Genomic DNA, 19,830 nt, shown 5'->3' with positions numbered 1-19,830 from the left:
CCTTCCAGCTATACCGCCTGTTAGGGCATGTTTTTATTAGTAAATAGGATTATCTATGTCTACATCTACCGGTACTGTAAAGTGGTTCAACGAAACTAAAGGCTATGGCTTTATCGAACAAGAAAGCGGCCCGGATGTTTTTGCGCATTTCAGCCAAATCAAAGGCGACGGTTTCAGAACCCTGAAAGAAGGTCAACGTGTTGAGTTCACCGTAAGCCAGGGCGCTAAAGGTCCTCAAGCTGAGAACATCACTGCACTGTAATCTGATTACAGTCAGTCATAAAAAAAGCCCCGTTTTTCGGGGCTTTTTTTTAGGCCGTACCCGGTTCGATTTCAATCACTTCTCTGGCAAACCGCTCATAGGCCTGCCATAGCTGTTTAGCCATACTGTCCGGGAAAACATGACACTCGCCCTTTCTCAACGCGTCAATGATGCCATCCGCCACCAGGCTCGGGGGTTCAGCCACATCACTCAACCCTGCACTGTCCGCCATATCGGTGGCAATCGGACCGGGATGGACGCTCAACACCACCGTTTTCTGCTCTGCCATTTCGTGGCGTAATGCCTGGGTAATGGAATAGGCTGCTGCCTTGGAGGCGGCATAGGTGGCGAAAGCAGGAAACGAACGCAGTGATGCAATTGAATTCAACTGCACAAAGGCACCACCGCCGTTGGCTTTTAGTACTGGCGCAAAGGCTTGAGCCATCCGCAGAAGTCCAGCAACGTTAATATCCATCTGGGTTTCCAGCGCGTCAATCGACTCAGGCTGTAGTGGGCTGGCATTCTTCAAAATGCCGGCATTGTTGACCACAATATCCACATCCTGTGCGTTAGCCGCCGCAGAAATAACGGTGCCGGGTTGGCTCAGGTCGATATGAATGGCTGTTACTTTATCCGCGTATTTTTGCTCGAGATCAGCGACTGAGTTCAAGTCACGAACGCCCAGATAAACTTTACGGGCACCTCGCGCAAGAAAAGTCTCAACGATAGCTTTGCCAATGCCGCGATTAGCGCCAGTCACCAGAGCCACTTTGTAATCAATATCAAAGGATGTGTTCATGAGTTCGGCCTCAGCTGTCCATGATGGGGATGTCATGCTGACTCGTCGAAATCGATAAAGTTCAGCCGCACTTTTATTGCTATCAGTCGCCGAGTCACCTACATTATTCTTCAACCGACTCAATCAAAATGACAATGACGCCAAACAATGGATAACTATAAAGCACTTCTGGATCAGTTCCTGACAACGAGTCTGCATTGGCTGAGCAGTCCCAAGTTCTACTCACAGATTGGCCTGATTCTGCTGGCGCTGCTCATAGCTTTCCCATTGGCGAAGTTCCTCAAATCCCGCTCCCCCCTGCTTCGTCAGGCGCCCACTGATGGAGCCATGCTTAACCTGAGACAGGGGATTTACCGTTTGCGGGATCTTGTCCTGCCCCTGATGATGATACTGGCCTTGTCGGTGGCAGCAGACATCGGTCAGGCATTGTTGGCGCAGAGCTGGCTGATCAGGATCAGCCTCAGCGTCGCTGTGATCTTTATGCTTTACACCATCATTAACCGCTTCGTTGAAAAACAACTGTTCAGAAAACTCGCATTGTGGATGATTTTGCCGATTGCCGTGCTGCATATCCTGGGCTGGCTGGATGAGGTAGTTGCCTACCTTGAGACAATTTCACTGCAAATCGGTAACTTCAAGATATCCGCCTATGGTGTAGCCAGGGTGTTGATTTTCGGTTCAGTCCTGTTCTGGCTGGGCAGACTCTCCAATAACGCCGGACAGCAGATAATCCGCAACCAGGAAGACCTGGATCTGGGGACGCGAGAAGTCTTTGCCAAGCTGTTCCAGGTAACCCTGTTTGTGGTGGTATTCCTGATGTTGCTGCAAATCATGGGCATTAACCTCACAGCCCTTGCTGTCTTCGGTGGTGCTGTCGGTGTGGGTTTAGGCTTTGGTCTGCAATCGATCGCCTCCAACTTTATTTCCGGGATCATTTTGTTGCTGGACCGCTCTCTTTCCGTAGGCGATTATGTCGAAATGGAAGACGGTCGAGCTGGCACCATTCGTGAGCTGAAAATGCGCTCTACTACGCTGGAAACCTTTGATGGCAAAGACATCATGGTACCCAACGAACAATTTATCACCACCAGTTTTACCAACTGGACGCACAAAAATCAGAAACAACGTTACTCGCTCACTTTCCAGGTGGCCTACAAAACAGACCTGCACAAACTGTTTGAACTGGTTCGTGAGGTGGTGGCCAGTCATCCCCAGGTCATCAGTGGACCGGATATTCCCATTGAGGAAAGACCGGATGCAGAAATCCAGGGGTTTGCTGATTCCGGTATCGATATCCTGGTTGAATTCTGGATGGAAGGCATCGATGACGGTCGTAACCGGGTGGGCGGTGATTTGCTGCTGATGATATGGGATATCCTGCAACAACACGGTATTGAAATCCCATTCCCGCAACGCGAAATCAAAATCCTGGGACAACCCGCTCATTAAGCGTCCAGGGCAGAGCACGCATTGACTGTCCGACAACTTATTGTCTTGTGCGCAACATTTCATGCTAAGATGATGATAAAGCGTTTCTGACCTTCACTTCTTATTCACAAAAGCTGTTATTGAATGGCAACAGGTCAGTGACAACAATAGCGAGGTGAGTATGAAGTTCTCCCCCTTAATCGCACCGTCAGTCGTCTTGATGATAGTGGCATTCAACCAGACATTTGCCGGATCAGCACCGGATAGCCAGCCCGGTGCTCACATCAAAGCAGAAAATCAACGCATTTCCCAGATCAGCAAAACCTGTTATCAGAGCTGGAAGCAACTCAACTGGACCATCGGTGAAAATGCCATGTCCGCTGAGGATCATCCGGCATTCAGCCAGGGCATCAAACGCATCTGTCAGGCTCGTGCCGAACTGTTCTTCGAAGGCTATGAGATTACGCCTTTCATTGAACCTGAATCACAGGCGCAGATCTTTCCTATTGTGTTTCGGCCCGATGTTGAAGAAATCAAACAGCATCTGCGTCAGAACCTGCCTAAACTTCGTCTGATTTAATCCGGGGCTGAAGACTGAGCCCCTCTGTGCAGGGTGTCTGAGCACTTCAGGAAAGTCATTTTACTGCCGGTGTGCCGTTGTATTTTTGCCGCCTCGCTTAACAGCGGCTGTAAATCTTCCTATATTATGCATAATATGGTGTGCAAATGGATAAACACGTTTTGTGTTGCACGCAATGCATAACAATGAGGATTAAGGCATGTCGCAATTCGAAAACCTGAAACTGGACAAGCAATTATGCTTCGCGCTGTACAGCGCTACCAATAATATCACCCGTCTCTATCGCAGTTTGCTGGATGACTACGATTTGACTTATCCGCAGTATCTGGTGTTGTTGGTATTGTGGGAGAAAGACGGCATCGCCATCAAAGAGGTCATGAAGAAACTCAACCTGGATTCAGGCACCCTGTCACCGATTATCAAACGCCTGCAGAATGCCGGCATGGTGGAGAAAGTACGCACAGATAAAGACGAGCGCATCGTCCGCCTGCTACTGACTGACAAGTCCAGGAAGCTGGAACCAATGATTGCCAAAGTACAGGAACAGGTGGCCTGTCAGACGCAACTGAACTCAACCGAGTTTTTCGAACTGCTCGACCGGCTAAATCAACTGGCCAGCAGTCTCAGTAACCGAAATGCCCGGGATTCTGCCGCCTGATCAGTCAACCAGCCAGCTTTACTTAAAACTTGAAAGGCCCCAATTTATTGGGGCTTTTTATTGCCAGTGTATAGTGTTGGCAATTCGAAGCGCCAACCAAACAAACAGCAATGGTAACAGGACCATGATCAGCACAAACTCGGCAAGCAGATAGACGGCTGCCTCGACGCCCTGCTCAGCACGACTTTTCACCTGACTCAGTTGAGTCTGTAGATCAAACCTGTCACGCAGGTGACTCAACCAGCCCCCCGACTCTGACTGGTAACTCTCGTTGAGTTGATCAACACTGCTTTGCGCTGATTCGAGCACGGCAACAGCTTGCTGACGCTCTGTCTGTAACCAGTTTTGCGTCTGGTGAGACACCACAGCCAGCATGGGCACAGTGAATCTCAACACGGTCAGGATCACCAGCATTTTTAAGACGACTCGACCTGAGTTACCGACTGCTGGCCGCAGAGTCGACAGCTGCAGCGCCATCACAGCGAGCAAGACAAGCAGTATCTGAATTAAAGCATGATCTGTCAGCATCAGAATAATCTTCTGCACGCCAATTGATGCTGAGGCAATGAGTAAAACCGTAGAGACTTGCTCTATCAGATCATTCAGTGGGTCGAGAACCTCTCCGGGTGTCAGTGTCAGACCAACGCCCATAGGCTCAATCGACATTTCCGTTCCCTGAGCAACAGAAATCACGGCATTGAGCCCCCTCGCCAGTGCATAGACCGTCAGCGTAATCTTCAGCATCTGTGTCAGCTGCTCACTGAAAACCGCTTCCAGAGGCAGACAGGCAAGCAGCAGGCAAACCAGTGCGACTGCAATCGATAACTTCTGTCTCAGTGCCATCCTGTCTCCTGCTCGTTTTTCAGCTCAGGATAATCCTGAACAATATCGCGCCAAAGCCTGATTGTGCATCTGGTGGCGATCTCTAAAATAACAGACAACTACTTGAACTTCTCAAGTAATCACTCAACGAGGAAATTTGTTATGTGGACTAAACCAGAATATTCAGACATGCGTTTTGGCTTTGAAGTGACTATGTACATCTGCAACCGCTGATACACAGCCTGAACGCAATAAAAAGCCCCTTTCAAGGGGCTTTTTTTATGCCTGATGGTTTATTCCGCGAGCTTGATGCAGTTCCTGCCAGCCCCTTTGGCAAGGTAAAGCGCCTTATCTGCACGCTCAATCAAGGTGGTCATGCCCTCCCCTTGTTTGAGTTCAGAAAGGCCCGCGCTCACAGTGACGGTCAGTCTTTGATCCTCAAAATGGAATGTCCAGGCTGAAATAGCACGTCGAATTGCTTCTATTCGCTGCATGGCATGAGTCTGGTCGCAGTCAGTGAACATGACCAGAAACTCTTCACCGCCCCAGCGACATAAAACATCTTCCTTACGGATGTGTAGCTTGATAATACGGGCTACCGCTTCCAGCACTTCATCACCATGCTGATGACCATGGTTATCATTCACCTGTTTGAAGTGGTCGATATCAATCAATGCCAGAGAGATGGCCTGCTGACTGCGTCGGGATTTAGCCAGGGCCTGCTCGAACAGACTATCAAAGACCTGGCGGGTGGCAGCACCGGTCAGCTTATCACGGGAGGCCATGGTCTCGAGTTTTCCCTGATATCCCCGCAGCGCCAGATGAGCGATGATCAGCACCACGACACTGATAGCCAACGAGACCAGAAGGTTAATCCATAAAGCGGCTTCAACTTTCTCTGAAGCCGGATCATTGATCTGTTCCACGATCAGAAACCAGTCAAATTCCGGCACCAGACGACTGTTGAGATAGATCACATTACCGTTCTTGGCTTCGAAGGATACGGAAGCACTGGGCGTGGTCAGAATACGGGTGAACAGTTTATCCAGGCCTTCCTTATTCTGAATATGCAGTTCATCACTGTACTGACTGCTCTGCAGCATCACATCGCCCTGGCGATTAACGAAATAAATTTCGCGGCCATAACGACGCTGATAATTTTCAATCAGCTGAACCACACTCTCCATAGACAGCCCTACACCAATAAGACCGATAAATTCCCCCTCACGGTCTTCCACCCGATAATTGACGAAAATACTCAGTCGGCTTCGATCAGCCGTATCCTGGTCGATGTTGATCTCGTAATCCTGATTCATATGGCGGGCATGGAAGTACCAGTCATCCGCCGGTTCATCTTTTGAGACCTGTTTGATGATGCCGTCAGGATGATAGTAGAGTCGGCTTTTTTCAGAAACGAAAAAGGCCGTGATGGTTTCGTATTTTTCCTGGATTTGAGCCAGATAACGCTGCATCTGCTTTGGATCCTGCTCGCCGTTGGCGACCCAATCTATCGCGAAGGTATCGTTGGCCATCAATGAGGAAATCAGCACCGGCTGCAGCAAATCCCGTTGAATCTCGGAGTAGATATTGTCACTGGTCAACGGCAGCATTTCCTGTTGCAGGCGTTCTGCAATGGAATCACGCGCAACAAAATAACCGATCAGACTGGTTGCCAGAAACCCCAGCAATACAATGACACTGATGATGACGCTATAGAGACGTTTACGGCTGCGCATAATAGGCCTGACTTGCCTGAAAAAAGCTGACATGATAGGCAAGCTGGGTTTTAAATACCAGTTTTAAAAAAACATTTTTGTGATCAATGCAGCCTGCTATCGTCAGCGGTCGTATAACATCTGGCGCCTGCTCACTCAAATACTGCCAGAGGCATCAGCGCTCATCCTCATCGGGTAAATGATAATGCCGGTCTTCGGACTCTTCACCGCCAATCCGATTGAAGTAAAACACACCAAAGGCAAAGCTGACCACAAGCAGCAGGTAGAAAATGTCCAGATCGTCATCCTTGAACAGACTCAGCACTGCCCAGGCCGGTGCGATATAAAAGACGATACTGAAAATCACGGCCAGTGGTCTGCCAAACTCATTGTAAGCACCACGATAGGCGTATCGACTGAACAGACCGGTCAGAAATCCACCAAACAGCGCCAGAATGAGATAGAGAACCATACCGATAATGCTGACGTTCGACATAAATGCCCCTTCATTGCCTTAAACTACACTACTTAGATGTCTGAGTTGGCCTGAGGTTCAGGCAATTGTAGACCTGTCTCTGTAATTATCCGCATCATGGGTATATCCAGCGCGTGCGGATGAATAGTTTCCAATCGCCCCATTTCCATTCCCACGCCAATAGTCTCGACAGGCTCCGACCTCTCAGCCAGGGTCCTGTCGTAATAACCGCCACCGTAACCCAGTCGATAATGGGCTTTATCAAAGCCGACCAGAGGCACCAAAAATCTGCTCGGCGTTAACCACTCAGGCTGTGCTGGCACCGGAATATTCCAAGTGCCCTGAATCATCGGTGTATCCGGCTGCCAGCGCGCAAAGTCTAATAGACGGCTGCGATTGTTGATAACAGGCACAGCGAGTGTCCAGCCTGCCCCAAGCAACCCCTCCGCAAGGACACGGCAATCGATTTCACCTTTAATGGGCCAGTAAATACCCAGTATGTCGGGCGGACAGTCTTCCAGATACATTGCGACGTGTGCCAGACAAGATTTACTGATCTGTTTATGTGCCTTTTCAGTCAGCGAAGCTCTCTCTTCAAGCAAGCGCTGACGTTGTTCCTGTCGCCAGGTTTTCATTGAAATATTCCTCTCATTGGATTATCCACTTGACGAAATTATAACTGGTAAATAATATGCATCTTATAAATACGCATTTTATATACTTGTTTTAAGGAGCCCTGCTCATGCACCCGGAAACCATCAATACTATCAAAGCCACAGTCCCCGTTCTTCAAGCCCATGGTGAACAGTTGACCCGTCTTTTTTATCAGCGGATGTTTGAAAATAATCCTGAAGTGAGGGTTTTCTTCAATCAGGCTCACCAGCAGGCTGGCAGTCAACAAAAGGCGCTTGCCGGTGCCATTTGTGCTTACGCAGAAAACATTGACGATCCGACTGCCCTGGTAGCAGCGGTAGAGTTGATTGCACAAAAGCATGCCTCATTGGGGATCCAGCCGGAACACTATCCGATCGTAGGTCAGAACCTGCTGGGCGCAATTAAAGAATTACTGGGTGATGCGGCAACTGATGACATCATCAATGCCTGGGCAGAGGCCTATCAGGTGTTAGCTGATATATTCATAAAGCGAGAAGCGGAAATCTATCGCCACCACGAACAGCACCATGGCTGGCAAGGATTTAAACCTTTCACGGTGGTTAAACGGGAAGCCAACAGTGCAATCATCAGCTCGTTTTATCTTCAGCCGCTTGATAATCAACCACTGTCCCCCCATCAGGCGGGTCAATACATTAGTGTGCGGGTTCCAGCAGGCAAAAATGCCGAGTCGATGCGTAACTACAGCCTTTCCAATAAGCCGGGAGAGGACTTTTATCGGATTAGTGTCAAACGCGAAACAGCCGTTCAGGATGATGCACCCAACGGTTTGGTTTCCAACTTTCTGCATGATCAGATTGATACCGGTGATACCATTTGGGTGGGACCGCCCTGTGGCGAATTTACCATTCGTACGCCGACGGGCAGCCCCATGGTGATGATTGCCGGTGGCGTGGGAATCACCCCACTTTTGTCGATGCTGCATGCCAGCCTGGAGGAGTATGAGAAGGCACCGGTGACCTTAATACAAGCCGCCGTAAATGGAGAAAAGTTGGCGTTTGCTGATGAAATTGCCGCATTGAAAGCGCATCATGAACACTTCGATTGGCATATCCGCTACAGTGACCCGACGGATAATGATCGTTATCTGGGACGCTTTCACAGCGAGGGCTGGATCGATGAGGCATTACTGACGACGCTGGATAAATCGGCAGATTTTTATCTGTGTGGCCCCAGCGGCATGATGCAGCACTGCTTCCAATTACTGACAAAATCCGGCGTTGCGCGCGAACAAATCCATCTGGAAGCATTTGGGCCGGCGCTTCAGCTGGCCGGCTGAACCTTTACATAGCTCAGGGATGAGCGAATCAGGCCACATTCAAGCTTTGCTGAAGCTTGGCTTTATTTTTAACGACATCTTCAAGCGTATAGCCGTCCAGTACTTCCAGGAACGCCTTCTGTGCTTTACGCAGTGCACTGTAAAGAATGCAGACATTGTCTATTGGGCAGGCACACTTATCACCGAAACATTCAAGCAACTCCATATTCTCAGTTTTCCGGATCACCTTGCCGATATTAACCTCTGCAGATGGCATGGCCAGCTTCAAACCACCACCTCGGCCACGCTGACTGAGAACGATTTTTTCCTGCACCAGTTTCTGGGCGACTTTTGCCAGATGGTTGGTGGATATACCATAGCGCTCAGCCGCGTCTTTAACCGTCGCTGGCTTATCACCGGGATGAATCGCCAGGTAAATCAGCAGACGCATCGCGTAATCCGAGTGTGTAGTGAGCTGCATTAACGTACTCCTTAAAACTGCGGTATAGTCTATCCCAATTAAAATGGGTATAATTTATACCGATTTATTTATTATTGCTGCTTCTGACTCTGGTCATCGCCCCGTTATTGCAAGCAATTTTCCAGCCACAGGCAAATGCCACCTTTAAGACAGCAGCCAGATACTAAAATTCTTTATTCGCAGTTCAACCGGAGAGTCACTCCTCTTCTTCGGTTCGCTTTGAGCCTGCCAGTTGCAGGCTCTTTTTTTGACCGGCAGATCTCTTCCTTTTTGTTGCACAGATTGAGGGCAAGCCGCGCTAAACTGGGGCTTCACGACAAATTCACAGATGCGAGCCAACACTGACTCAAAAATTAGGAGTCAGTTATGCCCTCATTAAAAAAAGCAGGCCTGATAGTCATGGCCTGTTTCAGTCTGTTTGGATGTCAGACCGTGTCAAAACCGCCACTGGAAACCGTCGACTATGTGGATATCGAACGCTTTATGGGCGACTGGTATGTCATCGCCAATATACCCACTTTTATAGAAGAAGAAGCATACAACGCCGTAGAGTCTTACGCGCTAAATGACGACGGCACCATTGCCACCACCTTCACCTTTCGTGAAGGCAGCTTTGACGGTGAGCTGAAAACCTACCATCCCAAGGGGTTTGTTGAGAATACTGAAACCAATGCGCTCTGGGGTATGCAGTTCATCTGGCCGATCAAGGCCGACTATCGCATTGTCTATCTCACTGAAGACTACAGTCAGGTGATCATTGGCCGGAATAAACGGGACTACGTCTGGATTATGGCAAGAACACCACAAATTCCTGAAGACGACTATCAACACATGCTGGCACTGATTGGAGAAATGGGTTACAACACCAGCCTGGTCAGAAAGGTGCCACAGCAGAGACTGGGTGACCGGGAATAAGCCGGTATATATTTTGTCAGACTGGTCTATGACAGCAGTTGTGCCGAACATTGACTTCTACCCGATTCTTTCAGCACCGGGTAGAAACAATGCCAGAAAACCTATCACTGGCAGTCAATGAACGTTAGAGAAAAATTTACAATCATCACCGACACTTGTCTGACCCTGCTTCGATCAGTGCCCCATGCTCTCTGTGCCAGATACCAGCATCGCTGAGTCACATATCCCGCCGTACTCCGGTGAAAAGCCGTTCAACGCTTATCAATCGCACTACAGTCATCAGGTGAATAGCGCTCGCAACCCGCCAAACGACTTATAGCTTTAAATCGTCGACAGAATTAATCACTGCTGCATAAAGATCACGGGTAGAGGCCAGCGCCGCTTCATGAACCTGTTTGGCGGGTAATGTTGAGCCATTTGGTGCATCAAGACTGCGTGTGGCAGTGGCACTGGCCACGACAGTGGGGTTATAGCCCAGGTTGAACCCACCATGAGCGGTAGAATTGACACACATATGCGTCATAAAACCCGCCAGAATAATATTATTTATCCCCTGTCCGCGAAGATATTCATCCAGCGGTGTCTGAACAAAAGCATTAGGGAAATTTTTGGTGATGACGTGCTCACCATCAATGGGCGCGACTTCTTCAGCAATTTCACCCAGCGCGGTGTTGAGGTCATAGGGTGAACCGGCTCCGCCATCATGCTGAATGTGGAACACCGGCACCCCGTTGTCCCGGGCCAGTTGCAACAGTTTTTGCGCTTCTTTGAGGGCGGGCTCTACCCCTTCCAACTGCATGACGCCCTGACGGTAAGTATTTTGGCAATCAATCATAATCAGGGCCGAATCACGCAGGGCTGAGGGCTCATGCCCCAGGCCGACGATATCTCTCAATGTCGTAGTCATTAATGGTATCTCCTGTTTTTTCCTGACCTTAGCACAATACGATTCATGGAACACATGACGCTTGCATTAATCCGGGCGACCGCTATTATTCCGCGGGAAGTAACTACCGAACCGGAGCCACAATGCAAGGTCTTCACAGCAAATCATCGTTCAGCCTGACCCGCGTTTTTAACGCCATCAGAAGCAACCCGCTATTTGAGATTATCGTGGTTGGGGTGATTCTGTTTTCCGCCCTGCTGGCGGGCGCAAAAACTTATGATATTCCACCCACTTTTCTCAATATCGTGGTCTGGTTGGATTACAGTATTACCCTGTTTTTTCTTGTTGAAATCAGCATTCGCTTTTTTGCTGAAGAACGAAAATGGCAATTTTTCAAAAGCGGCTGGAATATTTTTGACAGCCTGATTGTTATCGTCAGTCTGATCCCGATCGAGGACAGCGAGCTGGCCCTTGTCGGTCGTTTGATTCGCATCTTCCGAGTGTTACGGATGGTCTCGGTTATCCCGGAACTGCGCACGCTGCTCAATTCATTACTGAAAGCCCTGCCTCAGCTGGGTTACGTGGCATTGCTGATGTTTATCATTGTTTATATTTATGCCGCTGTAGGCACCACGTTCTTTGCCAAGATCAATCCGACATTATGGGGAGATATCACAGTATCAATGCTGACATTATTCCGGGTAATGACTTTCGAAGACTGGACCGATGTCATGTACGAAACCATGGCCGTTCATCCCCTGAGTTGGGCTTTTTACGTCAGTTTTATCTTTTTGAATGCTTTTGCCTTTTTAAATATGCTGATTGGTATTGTGGTCAATGTGATGGAAAAAGAAAGCGCCGAACAGTGGCAGCGGGATCATGCTGATGAACCCACAGTGGCTGATCTGTCACGCCAGATTGCAGAACTCAAAGCGTTACTGGTGCAACAATCGGAGCTTCAGGCAATAAAAAAGGGAGCCTGAGCTCCCTTTTATCTAACCTGGCTGAAGCAGATTACTGCATGGCACGCAGCATCCATGCGGTTTTTTCATGAACTCGCATGCGATCACCCACCAGTGCGGCAGTGGATTCGTCATCAGCATCCTGCGCTTTTTTAAGCACTTCACGGCAGGTTTTCACCACTTGCTCATGACCGTGGGTGAGCGTCACAACCATATCGGCGGCGCCAGGGACGCCTTCAACTTCTTCGATGCTGCTCAGTTCGGCAAATGACTTGTAGGTGCCGGGCGCTGCAATACCCAGTGTACGAATGCGCTCAGCGATGTCATCAACAGCCTGAGCCAATTCAGTGTAATGCTCTTCAAACATCAGGTGGAGTTCGCGAAATTGCGGACCGGTCACATTCCAGTGGAAGTTGTGAGTCTGCAAGTACAGTGTGTAACTGTCTGCCAACAGGCGCTTGAGGCCGTCAGCAATATCTTGTCTATCCTGCTTGTTGATACCAATATCAATGGTACTCATTATTATGCCTCCTTGTTCAGAGTGAAAATTGACCTTAGTCAGGCGACGAAAACGAGTTTCGTCTGATTACGCTTCACATTGTATGAGTTACTTACATTAAAGTGAAACAAGTAATTCTGGTCACATTAATCGACTGTGTCGATGAAATATCGTTCTTTTATCTATTACGTTTTTTTCAATCACATTGATTGAACTAATTTGTTTTACCTGTTCAAGATAATTAATGATAATCATTCTCAAAGGGAGGAATGATTATGGCTAAAACAATCAGTTTCGCAATTGTGCACTTCAGTGTCGCTTTTACCGTAGGTTACCTGTTAACCGGCAGCATACTGTTTGGCAGTGTCATGGCAATGGTGGAACCCGCTATCAACACGGTAGCTTTCCACTTCCATGAAAAAATATGGAATCGCTTGCAGCAAAAAGCAAGCAAAACACCGGCTCAGTTTGCCGGCTCTGCTCAAACCGGCTAGGCTTCTGTTACGGTGACTTGCAATCCTGACTCAGGCAAGCATAATTCACGCTCATGACAAATGAATGGACACAGCATGAGCAAGCAAGGTACAGCAGCTGAAGTTTTTATCGCCTTCATCAAACTGGGGCTGACCTCATTCGGTGGCCCCATTGCTCATATTGCCTATTATCGTGAGGCGTTTGTGCAAAAACGCCGCTGGCTCACGGAAGAACAATTCGCCCAATTGTTGATGCTGTGTCAGTTTCTGCCCGGCCCCGCCAGCAGTCAGATGGGTTTTAGTGTGGGCCTGATGCGTGCCGGGTGGCTGGGAGGACTGGCTGCATTTTTTGCGTTTACGCTGCCCTCCGCCTTTCTTCTGTTTCTGTTTGCCCAGTGGTTACCTTATTTATCTGACACGGTTGGCAGCGCTGCTATACATGGGCTCAAACTGGTAGCGCTTGCCGTTGTGGCGCAGGCTGTCTGGCTGATGTCAAAACAACTGACACCGGACTGGCGCCGACGTTTTATCGCGCTGGCCACTATCCTGTGTCTGCTCGTTATCAATCATCCCCTGATCCAGATAGCAGTCGTTATTGGTGGTGCTCTGGCCGGCTTGATACTCTGCAGAGACCAGCAATTACCTGCCAGCCGGTTTGAGGTCGATTATGGTAAACGGGTAGCCTGGCTTTTATTAATCGTGTTTTTTGGTCTGTTGTTTTTTCTGCCCGTGTTGGCTGATAGCCATAGTCTGGTTGCCGTCATGGATGCCTTTTACCGCGCCGGCGCGCTGGTTTTCGGTGGCGGCCATGTAGTGCTGCCACTACTGGAACAAACCGTCGTTGAACCCGGCTGGGTTGCCGCGGATGAATATCTTGCCGGTTACGGTGCTGCTCAGGCTGTACCCGGACCGGTATTTTCTGTCGCAGCCTATCTGGGTGCGCTGTTGCCGGGAGACATGGGCGGCATGACCGGCGCAATATTAGCCTTATGTGCCATCTTCTTGCCCGGTTTTCTGCTGATTGGCGCCATGCTGCCACTCTGGCAGTCGGTGCTGAAGTATCCATTGGCGGCAAGCGCACTGGCTGGTGTTAATGCGAGTGTGGTCGGATTGCTGGCGGCGGCCTTGTACGACCCTATCTGGGTCAGCGCTGTTCAGCACATAACTGATTTTATTATCGGTCTGATTGGTTTTATTATGCTGCAGTTTTTCAGATTGTCAGCACTTCTGGTTGTTGCCTGGTGTGTGCTGGCCAGTATTGGCGCTGCGCTATTATGAATTCAGCTCGAATTCGTCCTGCCACTTCACAGGACGTCCCTGAGATCACCTCACTGTTACAGGCCTGTGCTCAGTGGATGAGTAACAAGGGCATGCACCATTGGCTGGGCGTTTATGATGAATCCGCCGTATTGGCTAATCTAGAGGCTAAACAGGTTTACGTGTTGGAGACTGGGGACGGGGTTCAGGGCTGTATTGCACTGGGCACCCATAAATCGGATTATTACGATGACTGTTGGCCGCAGGCACCAGATGCCGACTTTTATATTACCCAGCTTGCTGTTAATCCTGATGCGCAGGGCCAGGGATTCGGCAAACAGTTGATGCATTACTGCATTGAGCAAACTGGCAACGCGACCCTGCAACTCGATGCGGTGGATCACTATCCTGCCCTGCTCAGCTTTTATCACTCACTCGGCTTCGAGATTATCGAGACCGGTATCGGACTCGGCGATAAACGTCATCTTTTCCGCCTTTCACGCTGAGCTTGTTACATGACACAATGGACTGAGGCTATACATCCCATTGATATGGAGGCCAGACCATGCTTCATCCATTGGAAGTAGACACCATCATGTGCCCATACTGTGGCGAGCATTTCACAGTGCTGATCGACTGCAGCGTATCTGAACAGCAGTATATTGAAGACTGCGAAATATGCTGTCGACCGATCGAGTTTCATGTGCTTGTGAATGATAACAATGACTTCGATGTCACCGTCCATTCAGAGAATGAGTGACTGACAGTATCAACTGGCGAACTCAGTCAGTTGTGACTACCCTGTGGCAAGCAAAACAGAAAACAATGCTGATGTCGACGCGAACCCTGTTCTTTTTCCTCATGACCCTGCTGGCAGGCACGGCCCATGCCGAAAACTTCAGTATTACCCCGGTTAAAGACAATATCTACCAGTTCAGTAACGGCACCCATCATGCCGTGTTTATTGTCACTGATGACGGTATCGCGCTCACTGATCCCATTTCCACGGATGCGGCTCGCTGGCTCAAAAAAGCGCTCGAGACACGTTTCGAACAACCCGTACGTTATGTCATATATAGTCACAACCACCCGGATCATGTTTACGGGGGAGAAGTCTTTGCCGGTCCCGGCGTCACCTTTATCGCCCATGAATGGGCCCGGGATGATCTATTGGCTACGCAAGCCGAAACAGCAATCCCCAATCTGGTCTTCAATGATGAGATGCGCCTCTACCTCGGTGATACACCGATTCACCTCCGCTACCACGGCCCCAATAACGGCAAAGGCTCGATTTCGATCCACTTTCCCAGCGAGGGTGTGTTGCATGTCGTGGACTGGATCGTCCTGGGCCGTATGCCTTACAAAAGTCTGCCGGGGTATGATATCCGCGGTATGATCAATTCAACCCGTGACGTGCTGGCGATGGACTTCGACATACTGGTGGGCGGCCATGCTGAGCGTGGAGATAAAGACGATGTCCGGTTTTATCTGAGTTATCTGGAACAACTCTATGCTGCCGTACTTGATGGCATGCAGGCGGGCAAAAGTCTGCAACAATTGCAGCAGGAAATCCGACTTGACCAATTTCAGTCACTCAACATGTATGAGGCGTGGTTACCACTTAATATTGAAGGTGTGCATCGGAATCTGATTGACCAGTCCTACTTACATCTTCGCCCCCGACAATAGCAAAGCAAGCTTGAACGATATGAGCCGGCGCCTATCGCCGGCTCTTTCACTTATACACTTATATCACTTGATCCAAACCTGTTTGGCGTTTACAAACTCTTTAATGCCATGAGGTCCCAGTTCACGACCATAACCGGATTTTTTAATCCCCCCGCTCGGCAGCCGCGGATCCGTTTTAACGATACCGTTAATAGCAACCTGACCGGCCTCCAGTTTCATCGCGATATCTTCTGCTAATGCGGCATTACCGGTCCAGACACCGGCACCCAGTCCGAACTCACTGTCATTGGCAAGTTCAACCGCATGCTTGGCATCTTCGGCGCGGATGATGCACATCACGGGCCCGAAGGTTTCTTCACGAAATGCCGTCATTTCAGCTGTGACATCCACCAGCATCGTGACCGGATACAGAAATCCTTCGCCATCGGGCATTTCGCCTCCCATCAGGCAACGGGCACCATCAGCGATCGTCTCAGTGACCTGACGGTGCAAGTCTTCACGTAAATCGAAGCGCGCTATCGGACCGATGTCCGTTTCTTCTGAGAGTGGATCCCCCAGTCTGAGCTTCTGCAGTCGCTCGAAAACCCGACCAATAAAATCATCGTAAACCGGCGCTTCCACGATCACACGCTTGGCCGCAATGCATGACTGACCGGCATTGATAATACGGGACAGCGTGGCTACATCTGCCGCCGATTCCAAATCGGCATCCTGCAATACGATAAACGGGTCACTCCCCCCCAGTTCCAGTACCGAGGGTTTGATTTCTGAGGCTGCGGTCGATGCCACCTTACCGCCGGCAACGGGTGAACCAGTGAAAGACACTGCGGCAATGCGTGGATCACGAATAGCCTTTTCAACCAGGGGGGTTTCAACCGGCAGATTCACCATAATATTGTCTGGCACACCCGCTTCACGAAAGACAGTCTCGATCGCCTCAGCACAGCCGGGCACATTGGGGTCATGCTTCATCACACAGGTGTTACCGGCCATCAGTGCCGGCGCCAGATAACGAAAAGCCAGCCATAACGGTGCATTCCAGGGCAGAATCCCCAGTAGAGTGCCCAGCGGCTGGTAGCAGACATAACTCAGAGAGGCATCTGAAGGCAGTTCTTCCCGGGTTAGATACATTTCTGCATGTTCTGCATAATGCTCAGCACACCAGGCGGCTTTCTCGACTTCCGGCCCCCCTTCCTTGACCGGCTTACCCATTTCCTCTGCCATTAACTTAGCGAGCAGGACTTTGTTGTCACGTAACCTGGCTGCAACGGTTTTTAATACCTCAGCGCGCTCGGCTAAGCTTTTCCTGGACCAGGCCTTGAATGCCTGATGTGCAGCAGCGATCTGGCGCTCAATGCCGGCCTCATCCAGCGCCTCGTAATTGTTCAGGACCTGGCCTGTGTACGGATTGGTTGCATGTAACATCAGCACCTCACTTTGCATTTTTGGCGGTTTTAGGGGTCACATCGTCATTCTGTGGATCGGTTTTCTTTTCGGCTTTTTTGACCGGCTCTAATTCCACTGGCTTTTTCTGCCCCTGATCCGGTTTGACGGTAAAGTTGCGATCCAGCGAGAAGAATGACTCGCAGCCATCGGCAGTAATATGGATGGTGTCAGAGATCCCGCAGGTCTTATCACCATCCACGCCCCACATCCAGGGAATGACATGAAATGTCATGCCTTCTTCCAGAATCGCTGATTCGCCCTGCTTGAGGCTGCAGATATACCCCTCATCCCAACTGGGCGGGAAAGCGATCCCGATCGAATAACCGGAGCGGGTTACCAGCCTGGCACCGACATCGTTATTGGTGATGATATTGCGAACCAGGTTATCCACATCAGATACGGTCATTCCCGGTTGAACCACTTCATGCACGGCATTCAGTGCCATTTTCATGCGCTCCTGAGCTTTGTACATGGAGTCACTCAGCTCACCCAGCACCACGGTACGCATCAGTGCTGTGTGGTATCGCCGGTAGCAGCCACCGACCTCAAGAAATACATGCTCGCCCGGCTGTACAGTCCGTCCTTCCCAGGTCGCATGACCGATCATGGTTCTCGGACCAGAGGTGACGTAGGGCATCACAGCGGGCGGCTCTCCCCCGGCTTTGAACATGGCACTGCTTATGGCGGCCCCGATCTCATTTTCAGTCACCCCTGCGGCTGACGCTTCCAGCCCCGCCTGCATTCCTGCCTCAGTAGCCGCGGCGGCTTTGCGCATCAGATCGATTTCAACGTCAGATTTGCGGATCCGGCCCTGCTCGACAATACCGAAACAGTCCAGTAGTTTGCCGTCAGTCAAGGTGGTGTGAATGAAGTCCTGCTGGTAGGCCGGGAAGAAGTAACTATTGCGTTCATAGCCTATGCGCTTGTTGGCGAGGCCAAACTCACGCAATGCATCGACCAGCATCTGGATCGCATCACCGGTATCGGGATAGGGCCGCGTTCGTTCGACCCAGGTTCGGGCGATGATGTTGGATTCCTCCATCTGTCGGGTGATCATGAAGGGTTCCTGCTCCAGCGGCACCACCAGCGCCTGGAAAAAGGAATAACCGGTGGTCTGATAGTCTGTGAGGTACATGATGTTTTCCGGATCAGTGATCACCACCGCATCCAGCAGACGCTGGGCAATCCGCACCCGTAACTCACTGAGCCGGCGTTCATATTCCTCAAAGGGAAAAGTCATGTCATCACGTTGTCTCATGCCGCTTCCTCCATGACTTTTTCAGTGATTTCAACCAGAATCTTCAGCCCTTCCTCCAGATCACTGTCCGGAATCGTCAGGGGCGGTATCAATTTCACCACTCGGCCGCCGGTGCCACATGCAGCAATCAACAGGCCGGCTTCAAAGCAGCGTTCGACAATCGCTTTGGCCCGTTCGCCGGTCATCACATCCAGACCGAGAATCATACCTCTGCCGCGGATCTGAACCTGGTCGTAGCGCTGCTCAAGTGGTGCTAAGGCATCATTCATCCGATCGCCCTTTTCATGCACTTCTTTCATCAGACTGTTGTCTTCGAAGTAACTGAGCGCCTCGCTGCCGGCAACAAAAGAAATGCTCTGGCCGCGGAAGGTGCCGGTGTGCTCACCCGGAGACCAGTACTCATCCACTTCCGGCTTAATCAGGTTCATCGCAATGGGCGTACCCATTCCACCCAGGCCTTTAGCGAGACAGATGATGTCTGGGTCAATACCCATATCATCAAAGCTGAAGAAGGAACCTGTGCGGCCCATGCCCACCTGGATATCATCGACTATCAGCAGCGCGCCCACCTCCTTGGCCAGTGCCGCCACGGCCTGCAACCACTCTTTCGAGGCGACATTCACCCCACCTTCAGCCTGCACCGTTTCCAGCAGAAAAGCGGCCGGCGGTGTCACGCCGCTTGAGGTATCGCGATACAGACTGCGCATATGCTCAATGCTTTCCAGACCACAGCCGGACTCGCACCCCATACAGGGCTTGTTACAGCCAAAGGGATAATGTGAAACATGATTCAGGGGTACACCCGCTGCGCCACGGAAATAACGGTTCGCTGTGGCAGCCAGTGAGCCCAGCGTCATACCGTGAAAGCCCCGTGTGAAGGCAACAATTTCCTGTCTGGCCGTCACCCGTCGTGCCAGTTTCATCGCTGCTTCCACCGCGTTGGTGCCGGTGGGGCCGATGAACTGCATCTTGTGATTCATGTTTCGCGGTTTCAGCACGACCTTTTCGAAGCGCTCCATAAACCGGCGTTTCGCGGTAGTCATCATGTCCAGCGCATGCGTCACCCCGCCTGATTGAATGTAATCCACTACGGCCTGAGTCATGCGCTCATTATTGTGGCCAAAATTGAGCACCCCGGCACCAGCGAAAAAGTCGATATATTCTTTGCCGTCCTCATCCCGCTGCCTTGCATTGCGTGCCTTATCGAACACAACCGGGTAAACACGGCAATAGGCTCGGATGGCGGACTCACGCTGTTCGAATACACTCATTAAATACCTCCACAAAAGAAACGC

The 19,830-nt window shown here is 50.4% G+C and carries 24 protein-coding genes; 13 read left to right on the top strand and 11 right to left on the bottom strand.

The features are described from left to right. The first annotated feature begins 55 nt into the window (after positions 1 to 55). Positions 56 to 262: a cold-shock protein gene (locus OMQ46_RS03850; RefSeq protein WP_266235688.1), complete on the top strand. Its 207-nt coding sequence runs from the start codon at positions 56 to 58 to the stop codon at positions 260 to 262. A gap of 49 nt (positions 263 to 311) precedes the next feature. Here OMQ46_RS03850 and OMQ46_RS03845 read toward each other — a convergent pair whose 3' ends face one another. Continuing rightward, positions 312 to 1,061 carry an SDR family oxidoreductase gene (locus tag OMQ46_RS03845; RefSeq protein ID WP_266235690.1) on the bottom strand — a complete coding sequence of 250 codons (750 nt, stop codon included), beginning with the start codon at positions 1,059 to 1,061 and terminating at the stop codon, positions 312 to 314. A 147-nt stretch (positions 1,062 to 1,208) separates the two neighbouring features. Here OMQ46_RS03845 and OMQ46_RS03840 point away from each other — a divergent pair, with 147 nt between their 5' ends. The 3 genes from OMQ46_RS03840 to OMQ46_RS03830 all read left to right on the top strand — a co-directional run bounded on the left by OMQ46_RS03840 (position 1,209) and on the right by OMQ46_RS03830 (position 3,727). Then, complete coding sequence (locus tag OMQ46_RS03840; protein ID WP_266235691.1) at positions 1,209 to 2,510, top strand: mechanosensitive ion channel family protein; 1,302 nt, start codon at positions 1,209 to 1,211, stop codon at positions 2,508 to 2,510. A gap of 160 nt (positions 2,511 to 2,670) precedes the next feature. Beyond that, a complete protein-coding gene (locus OMQ46_RS03835; RefSeq protein ID WP_266235692.1) occupies positions 2,671 to 3,069 on the top strand; it encodes a hypothetical protein in 399 nt (132 codons plus the stop codon). A 199-nt stretch (positions 3,070 to 3,268) separates the two neighbouring features. Beyond that, on the top strand, positions 3,269 to 3,727 hold the full coding sequence (locus tag OMQ46_RS03830) for a MarR family winged helix-turn-helix transcriptional regulator (protein WP_266235694.1): 459 nt from the start codon (positions 3,269 to 3,271) through the stop codon (positions 3,725 to 3,727). Between the two features lie 57 nt (positions 3,728 to 3,784). Here OMQ46_RS03830 and OMQ46_RS03825 read toward each other — a convergent pair whose 3' ends face one another. Beyond that, positions 3,785 to 4,570, bottom strand: a complete 786-nt coding sequence (locus tag OMQ46_RS03825; protein ID WP_266235696.1) for a hypothetical protein — start codon at positions 4,568 to 4,570, stop codon at positions 3,785 to 3,787. A 141-nt stretch (positions 4,571 to 4,711) separates the two neighbouring features. Between OMQ46_RS03825 and pqqA the strand changes: the two genes are divergently transcribed. Next, the gene (gene pqqA / locus OMQ46_RS16620; protein ID WP_081443609.1) at positions 4,712 to 4,783 is read left to right on the top strand and encodes a pyrroloquinoline quinone precursor peptide PqqA; all 72 of its coding nucleotides are present in this window, start codon (positions 4,712 to 4,714) and stop codon (positions 4,781 to 4,783) included. A gap of 59 nt (positions 4,784 to 4,842) precedes the next feature. Here the strand turns inward: pqqA and OMQ46_RS03820 are convergent, their stop codons facing one another. The 3 genes from OMQ46_RS03820 to OMQ46_RS03810 all read right to left on the bottom strand — a co-directional run bounded on the left by OMQ46_RS03820 (position 4,843) and on the right by OMQ46_RS03810 (position 7,374). Continuing rightward, positions 4,843 to 6,285: a sensor domain-containing diguanylate cyclase gene (locus OMQ46_RS03820; protein WP_266235697.1), complete on the bottom strand. Its 1,443-nt coding sequence runs from the start codon at positions 6,283 to 6,285 to the stop codon at positions 4,843 to 4,845. Between the two features lie 154 nt (positions 6,286 to 6,439). Continuing rightward, positions 6,440 to 6,760, bottom strand: a complete 321-nt coding sequence (locus OMQ46_RS03815) for a hypothetical protein (protein ID WP_266235699.1) — start codon at positions 6,758 to 6,760, stop codon at positions 6,440 to 6,442. Positions 6,761 to 6,792: 32 nt separating this feature from the next. After that, positions 6,793 to 7,374, bottom strand: a complete 582-nt coding sequence (locus tag OMQ46_RS03810) for a 5-formyltetrahydrofolate cyclo-ligase (RefSeq protein ID WP_266235701.1) — start codon at positions 7,372 to 7,374, stop codon at positions 6,793 to 6,795. Between the two features lie 107 nt (positions 7,375 to 7,481). On the opposite strand from OMQ46_RS03810, the gene hmpA reads away from it, so the two are divergent. Next, positions 7,482 to 8,690 carry an NO-inducible flavohemoprotein gene (gene hmpA / locus OMQ46_RS03805; RefSeq protein ID WP_266235703.1) on the top strand — a complete coding sequence of 403 codons (1,209 nt, stop codon included), beginning with the start codon at positions 7,482 to 7,484 and terminating at the stop codon, positions 8,688 to 8,690. Positions 8,691 to 8,718: 28 nt separating this feature from the next. On the opposite strand, the gene OMQ46_RS03800 is transcribed toward hmpA, so the two are convergent. Continuing rightward, on the bottom strand, positions 8,719 to 9,150 hold the full coding sequence (locus OMQ46_RS03800) for an RrF2 family transcriptional regulator (RefSeq protein WP_266235705.1): 432 nt from the start codon (positions 9,148 to 9,150) through the stop codon (positions 8,719 to 8,721). 366 nt (positions 9,151 to 9,516) lie between these two features. On the opposite strand from OMQ46_RS03800, the gene OMQ46_RS03795 reads away from it, so the two are divergent. Beyond that, on the top strand, positions 9,517 to 10,065 hold the full coding sequence (locus OMQ46_RS03795) for a lipocalin family protein (RefSeq protein WP_266235707.1): 549 nt from the start codon (positions 9,517 to 9,519) through the stop codon (positions 10,063 to 10,065). 313 nt (positions 10,066 to 10,378) lie between these two features. On the opposite strand, the gene OMQ46_RS03790 is transcribed toward OMQ46_RS03795, so the two are convergent. Beyond that, positions 10,379 to 10,972, bottom strand: a complete 594-nt coding sequence (locus tag OMQ46_RS03790) for a cysteine hydrolase family protein (RefSeq protein ID WP_266235709.1) — start codon at positions 10,970 to 10,972, stop codon at positions 10,379 to 10,381. Positions 10,973 to 11,094: 122 nt separating this feature from the next. On the opposite strand from OMQ46_RS03790, the gene OMQ46_RS03785 reads away from it, so the two are divergent. Next, the gene (locus OMQ46_RS03785; protein WP_266235711.1) at positions 11,095 to 11,934 is read left to right on the top strand and encodes an ion transporter; all 840 of its coding nucleotides are present in this window, start codon (positions 11,095 to 11,097) and stop codon (positions 11,932 to 11,934) included. A gap of 31 nt (positions 11,935 to 11,965) precedes the next feature. Here OMQ46_RS03785 and OMQ46_RS03780 read toward each other — a convergent pair whose 3' ends face one another. Continuing rightward, the gene (locus tag OMQ46_RS03780; protein ID WP_266235713.1) at positions 11,966 to 12,433 is read right to left on the bottom strand and encodes a Dps family protein; all 468 of its coding nucleotides are present in this window, start codon (positions 12,431 to 12,433) and stop codon (positions 11,966 to 11,968) included. Between the two features lie 254 nt (positions 12,434 to 12,687). Between OMQ46_RS03780 and OMQ46_RS03775 the strand changes: the two genes are divergently transcribed. The 5 genes from OMQ46_RS03775 (at position 12,688) to OMQ46_RS03755 (ending at position 15,831) form a co-directional block, all read left to right on the top strand. Beyond that, positions 12,688 to 12,906, top strand: a complete 219-nt coding sequence (locus OMQ46_RS03775; protein ID WP_266235714.1) for a DUF2061 domain-containing protein — start codon at positions 12,688 to 12,690, stop codon at positions 12,904 to 12,906. 75 nt (positions 12,907 to 12,981) lie between these two features. Then, positions 12,982 to 14,163 (top strand): chromate efflux transporter, encoded by a 1,182-nt coding sequence (gene chrA / locus OMQ46_RS03770; RefSeq protein WP_266235716.1) that lies wholly within the window; start codon positions 12,982 to 12,984, stop codon positions 14,161 to 14,163. Continuing rightward, positions 14,160 to 14,648 carry a GNAT family N-acetyltransferase gene (locus OMQ46_RS03765; RefSeq protein WP_266235718.1) on the top strand — a complete coding sequence of 163 codons (489 nt, stop codon included), beginning with the start codon at positions 14,160 to 14,162 and terminating at the stop codon, positions 14,646 to 14,648. The genes chrA and OMQ46_RS03765 overlap by 4 nt, the downstream gene beginning before the upstream one ends. Positions 14,649 to 14,707: 59 nt before the next feature. Then, complete coding sequence (locus OMQ46_RS03760; protein WP_266235720.1) at positions 14,708 to 14,902, top strand: CPXCG motif-containing cysteine-rich protein; 195 nt, start codon at positions 14,708 to 14,710, stop codon at positions 14,900 to 14,902. Then, positions 14,899 to 15,831 (top strand): MBL fold metallo-hydrolase, encoded by a 933-nt coding sequence (locus tag OMQ46_RS03755; RefSeq protein ID WP_266235722.1) that lies wholly within the window; start codon positions 14,899 to 14,901, stop codon positions 15,829 to 15,831. Before OMQ46_RS03760 ends, OMQ46_RS03755 begins: the two co-directional genes overlap by 4 nt. 63 nt (positions 15,832 to 15,894) lie before the next feature. On the opposite strand, the gene OMQ46_RS03750 is transcribed toward OMQ46_RS03755, so the two are convergent. From OMQ46_RS03750 to OMQ46_RS03740, 3 genes are read right to left on the bottom strand one after another with little or no spacing between them, the layout of a single operon-like run. Further along, the gene (locus tag OMQ46_RS03750) at positions 15,895 to 17,256 is read right to left on the bottom strand and encodes an NAD-dependent succinate-semialdehyde dehydrogenase (RefSeq protein WP_266235724.1); all 1,362 of its coding nucleotides are present in this window, start codon (positions 17,254 to 17,256) and stop codon (positions 15,895 to 15,897) included. 7 nt (positions 17,257 to 17,263) lie between these two features. Continuing rightward, positions 17,264 to 18,535 carry an ectoine hydrolase gene (gene doeA / locus OMQ46_RS03745; RefSeq protein ID WP_266235726.1) on the bottom strand — a complete coding sequence of 424 codons (1,272 nt, stop codon included), beginning with the start codon at positions 18,533 to 18,535 and terminating at the stop codon, positions 17,264 to 17,266. Then, positions 18,532 to 19,806: an aspartate aminotransferase family protein gene (locus OMQ46_RS03740; protein ID WP_266235728.1), complete on the bottom strand. Its 1,275-nt coding sequence runs from the start codon at positions 19,804 to 19,806 to the stop codon at positions 18,532 to 18,534. The genes doeA and OMQ46_RS03740 overlap by 4 nt, the downstream gene beginning before the upstream one ends. Positions 19,807 to 19,830: the final 24 nt, after the last annotated feature.

The sequence above is a fragment of the Methylophaga sp. OBS1 genome (assembly GCF_026319365.1).
The sequence above is the reverse complement of the archived record's forward strand: the minus strand, read 5'-3'. Positions and strand labels throughout refer to the sequence as shown.

Coding starts and splice junctions, on each gene's coding strand:
- OMQ46_RS03850 (WP_266235688.1), top strand. CDS start 56: ATGTCTACATCTACCGGTACTGTAAAGTGGTTCAACGAAACTAAAGGC.
- OMQ46_RS03740 (WP_266235728.1), bottom strand. CDS start 19,806: ATGAGTGTATTCGAACAGCGTGAGTCCGCCATCCGAGCCTATTGCCGT.
- OMQ46_RS03810 (WP_266235701.1), bottom strand. CDS start 7,374: ATGAAAACCTGGCGACAGGAACAACGTCAGCGCTTGCTTGAAGAGAGA.
- OMQ46_RS03795 (WP_266235707.1), top strand. CDS start 9,517: ATGCCCTCATTAAAAAAAGCAGGCCTGATAGTCATGGCCTGTTTCAGT.
- OMQ46_RS03820 (WP_266235697.1), bottom strand. CDS start 6,285: ATGCGCAGCCGTAAACGTCTCTATAGCGTCATCATCAGTGTCATTGTA.
- OMQ46_RS03775 (WP_266235714.1), top strand. CDS start 12,688: ATGGCTAAAACAATCAGTTTCGCAATTGTGCACTTCAGTGTCGCTTTT.
- OMQ46_RS03785 (WP_266235711.1), top strand. CDS start 11,095: ATGCAAGGTCTTCACAGCAAATCATCGTTCAGCCTGACCCGCGTTTTT.
- OMQ46_RS03765 (WP_266235718.1), top strand. CDS start 14,160: ATGAATTCAGCTCGAATTCGTCCTGCCACTTCACAGGACGTCCCTGAG.
- OMQ46_RS03845 (WP_266235690.1), bottom strand. CDS start 1,061: ATGAACACATCCTTTGATATTGATTACAAAGTGGCTCTGGTGACTGGC.
- OMQ46_RS03750 (WP_266235724.1), bottom strand. CDS start 17,256: ATGTTACATGCAACCAATCCGTACACAGGCCAGGTCCTGAACAATTAC.
- OMQ46_RS03825 (WP_266235696.1), bottom strand. CDS start 4,570: ATGGCACTGAGACAGAAGTTATCGATTGCAGTCGCACTGGTTTGCCTG.
- OMQ46_RS03790 (WP_266235709.1), bottom strand. CDS start 10,972: ATGACTACGACATTGAGAGATATCGTCGGCCTGGGGCATGAGCCCTCA.
- OMQ46_RS03815 (WP_266235699.1), bottom strand. CDS start 6,760: ATGTCGAACGTCAGCATTATCGGTATGGTTCTCTATCTCATTCTGGCG.
- OMQ46_RS03780 (WP_266235713.1), bottom strand. CDS start 12,433: ATGAGTACCATTGATATTGGTATCAACAAGCAGGATAGACAAGATATT.
- OMQ46_RS03760 (WP_266235720.1), top strand. CDS start 14,708: ATGCTTCATCCATTGGAAGTAGACACCATCATGTGCCCATACTGTGGC.
- chrA (WP_266235716.1), top strand. CDS start 12,982: ATGAGCAAGCAAGGTACAGCAGCTGAAGTTTTTATCGCCTTCATCAAA.
- OMQ46_RS03840 (WP_266235691.1), top strand. CDS start 1,209: ATGGATAACTATAAAGCACTTCTGGATCAGTTCCTGACAACGAGTCTG.
- doeA (WP_266235726.1), bottom strand. CDS start 18,535: ATGAGACAACGTGATGACATGACTTTTCCCTTTGAGGAATATGAACGC.
- OMQ46_RS03835 (WP_266235692.1), top strand. CDS start 2,671: ATGAAGTTCTCCCCCTTAATCGCACCGTCAGTCGTCTTGATGATAGTG.
- OMQ46_RS03830 (WP_266235694.1), top strand. CDS start 3,269: ATGTCGCAATTCGAAAACCTGAAACTGGACAAGCAATTATGCTTCGCG.
- hmpA (WP_266235703.1), top strand. CDS start 7,482: ATGCACCCGGAAACCATCAATACTATCAAAGCCACAGTCCCCGTTCTT.
- OMQ46_RS03800 (WP_266235705.1), bottom strand. CDS start 9,150: ATGCAGCTCACTACACACTCGGATTACGCGATGCGTCTGCTGATTTAC.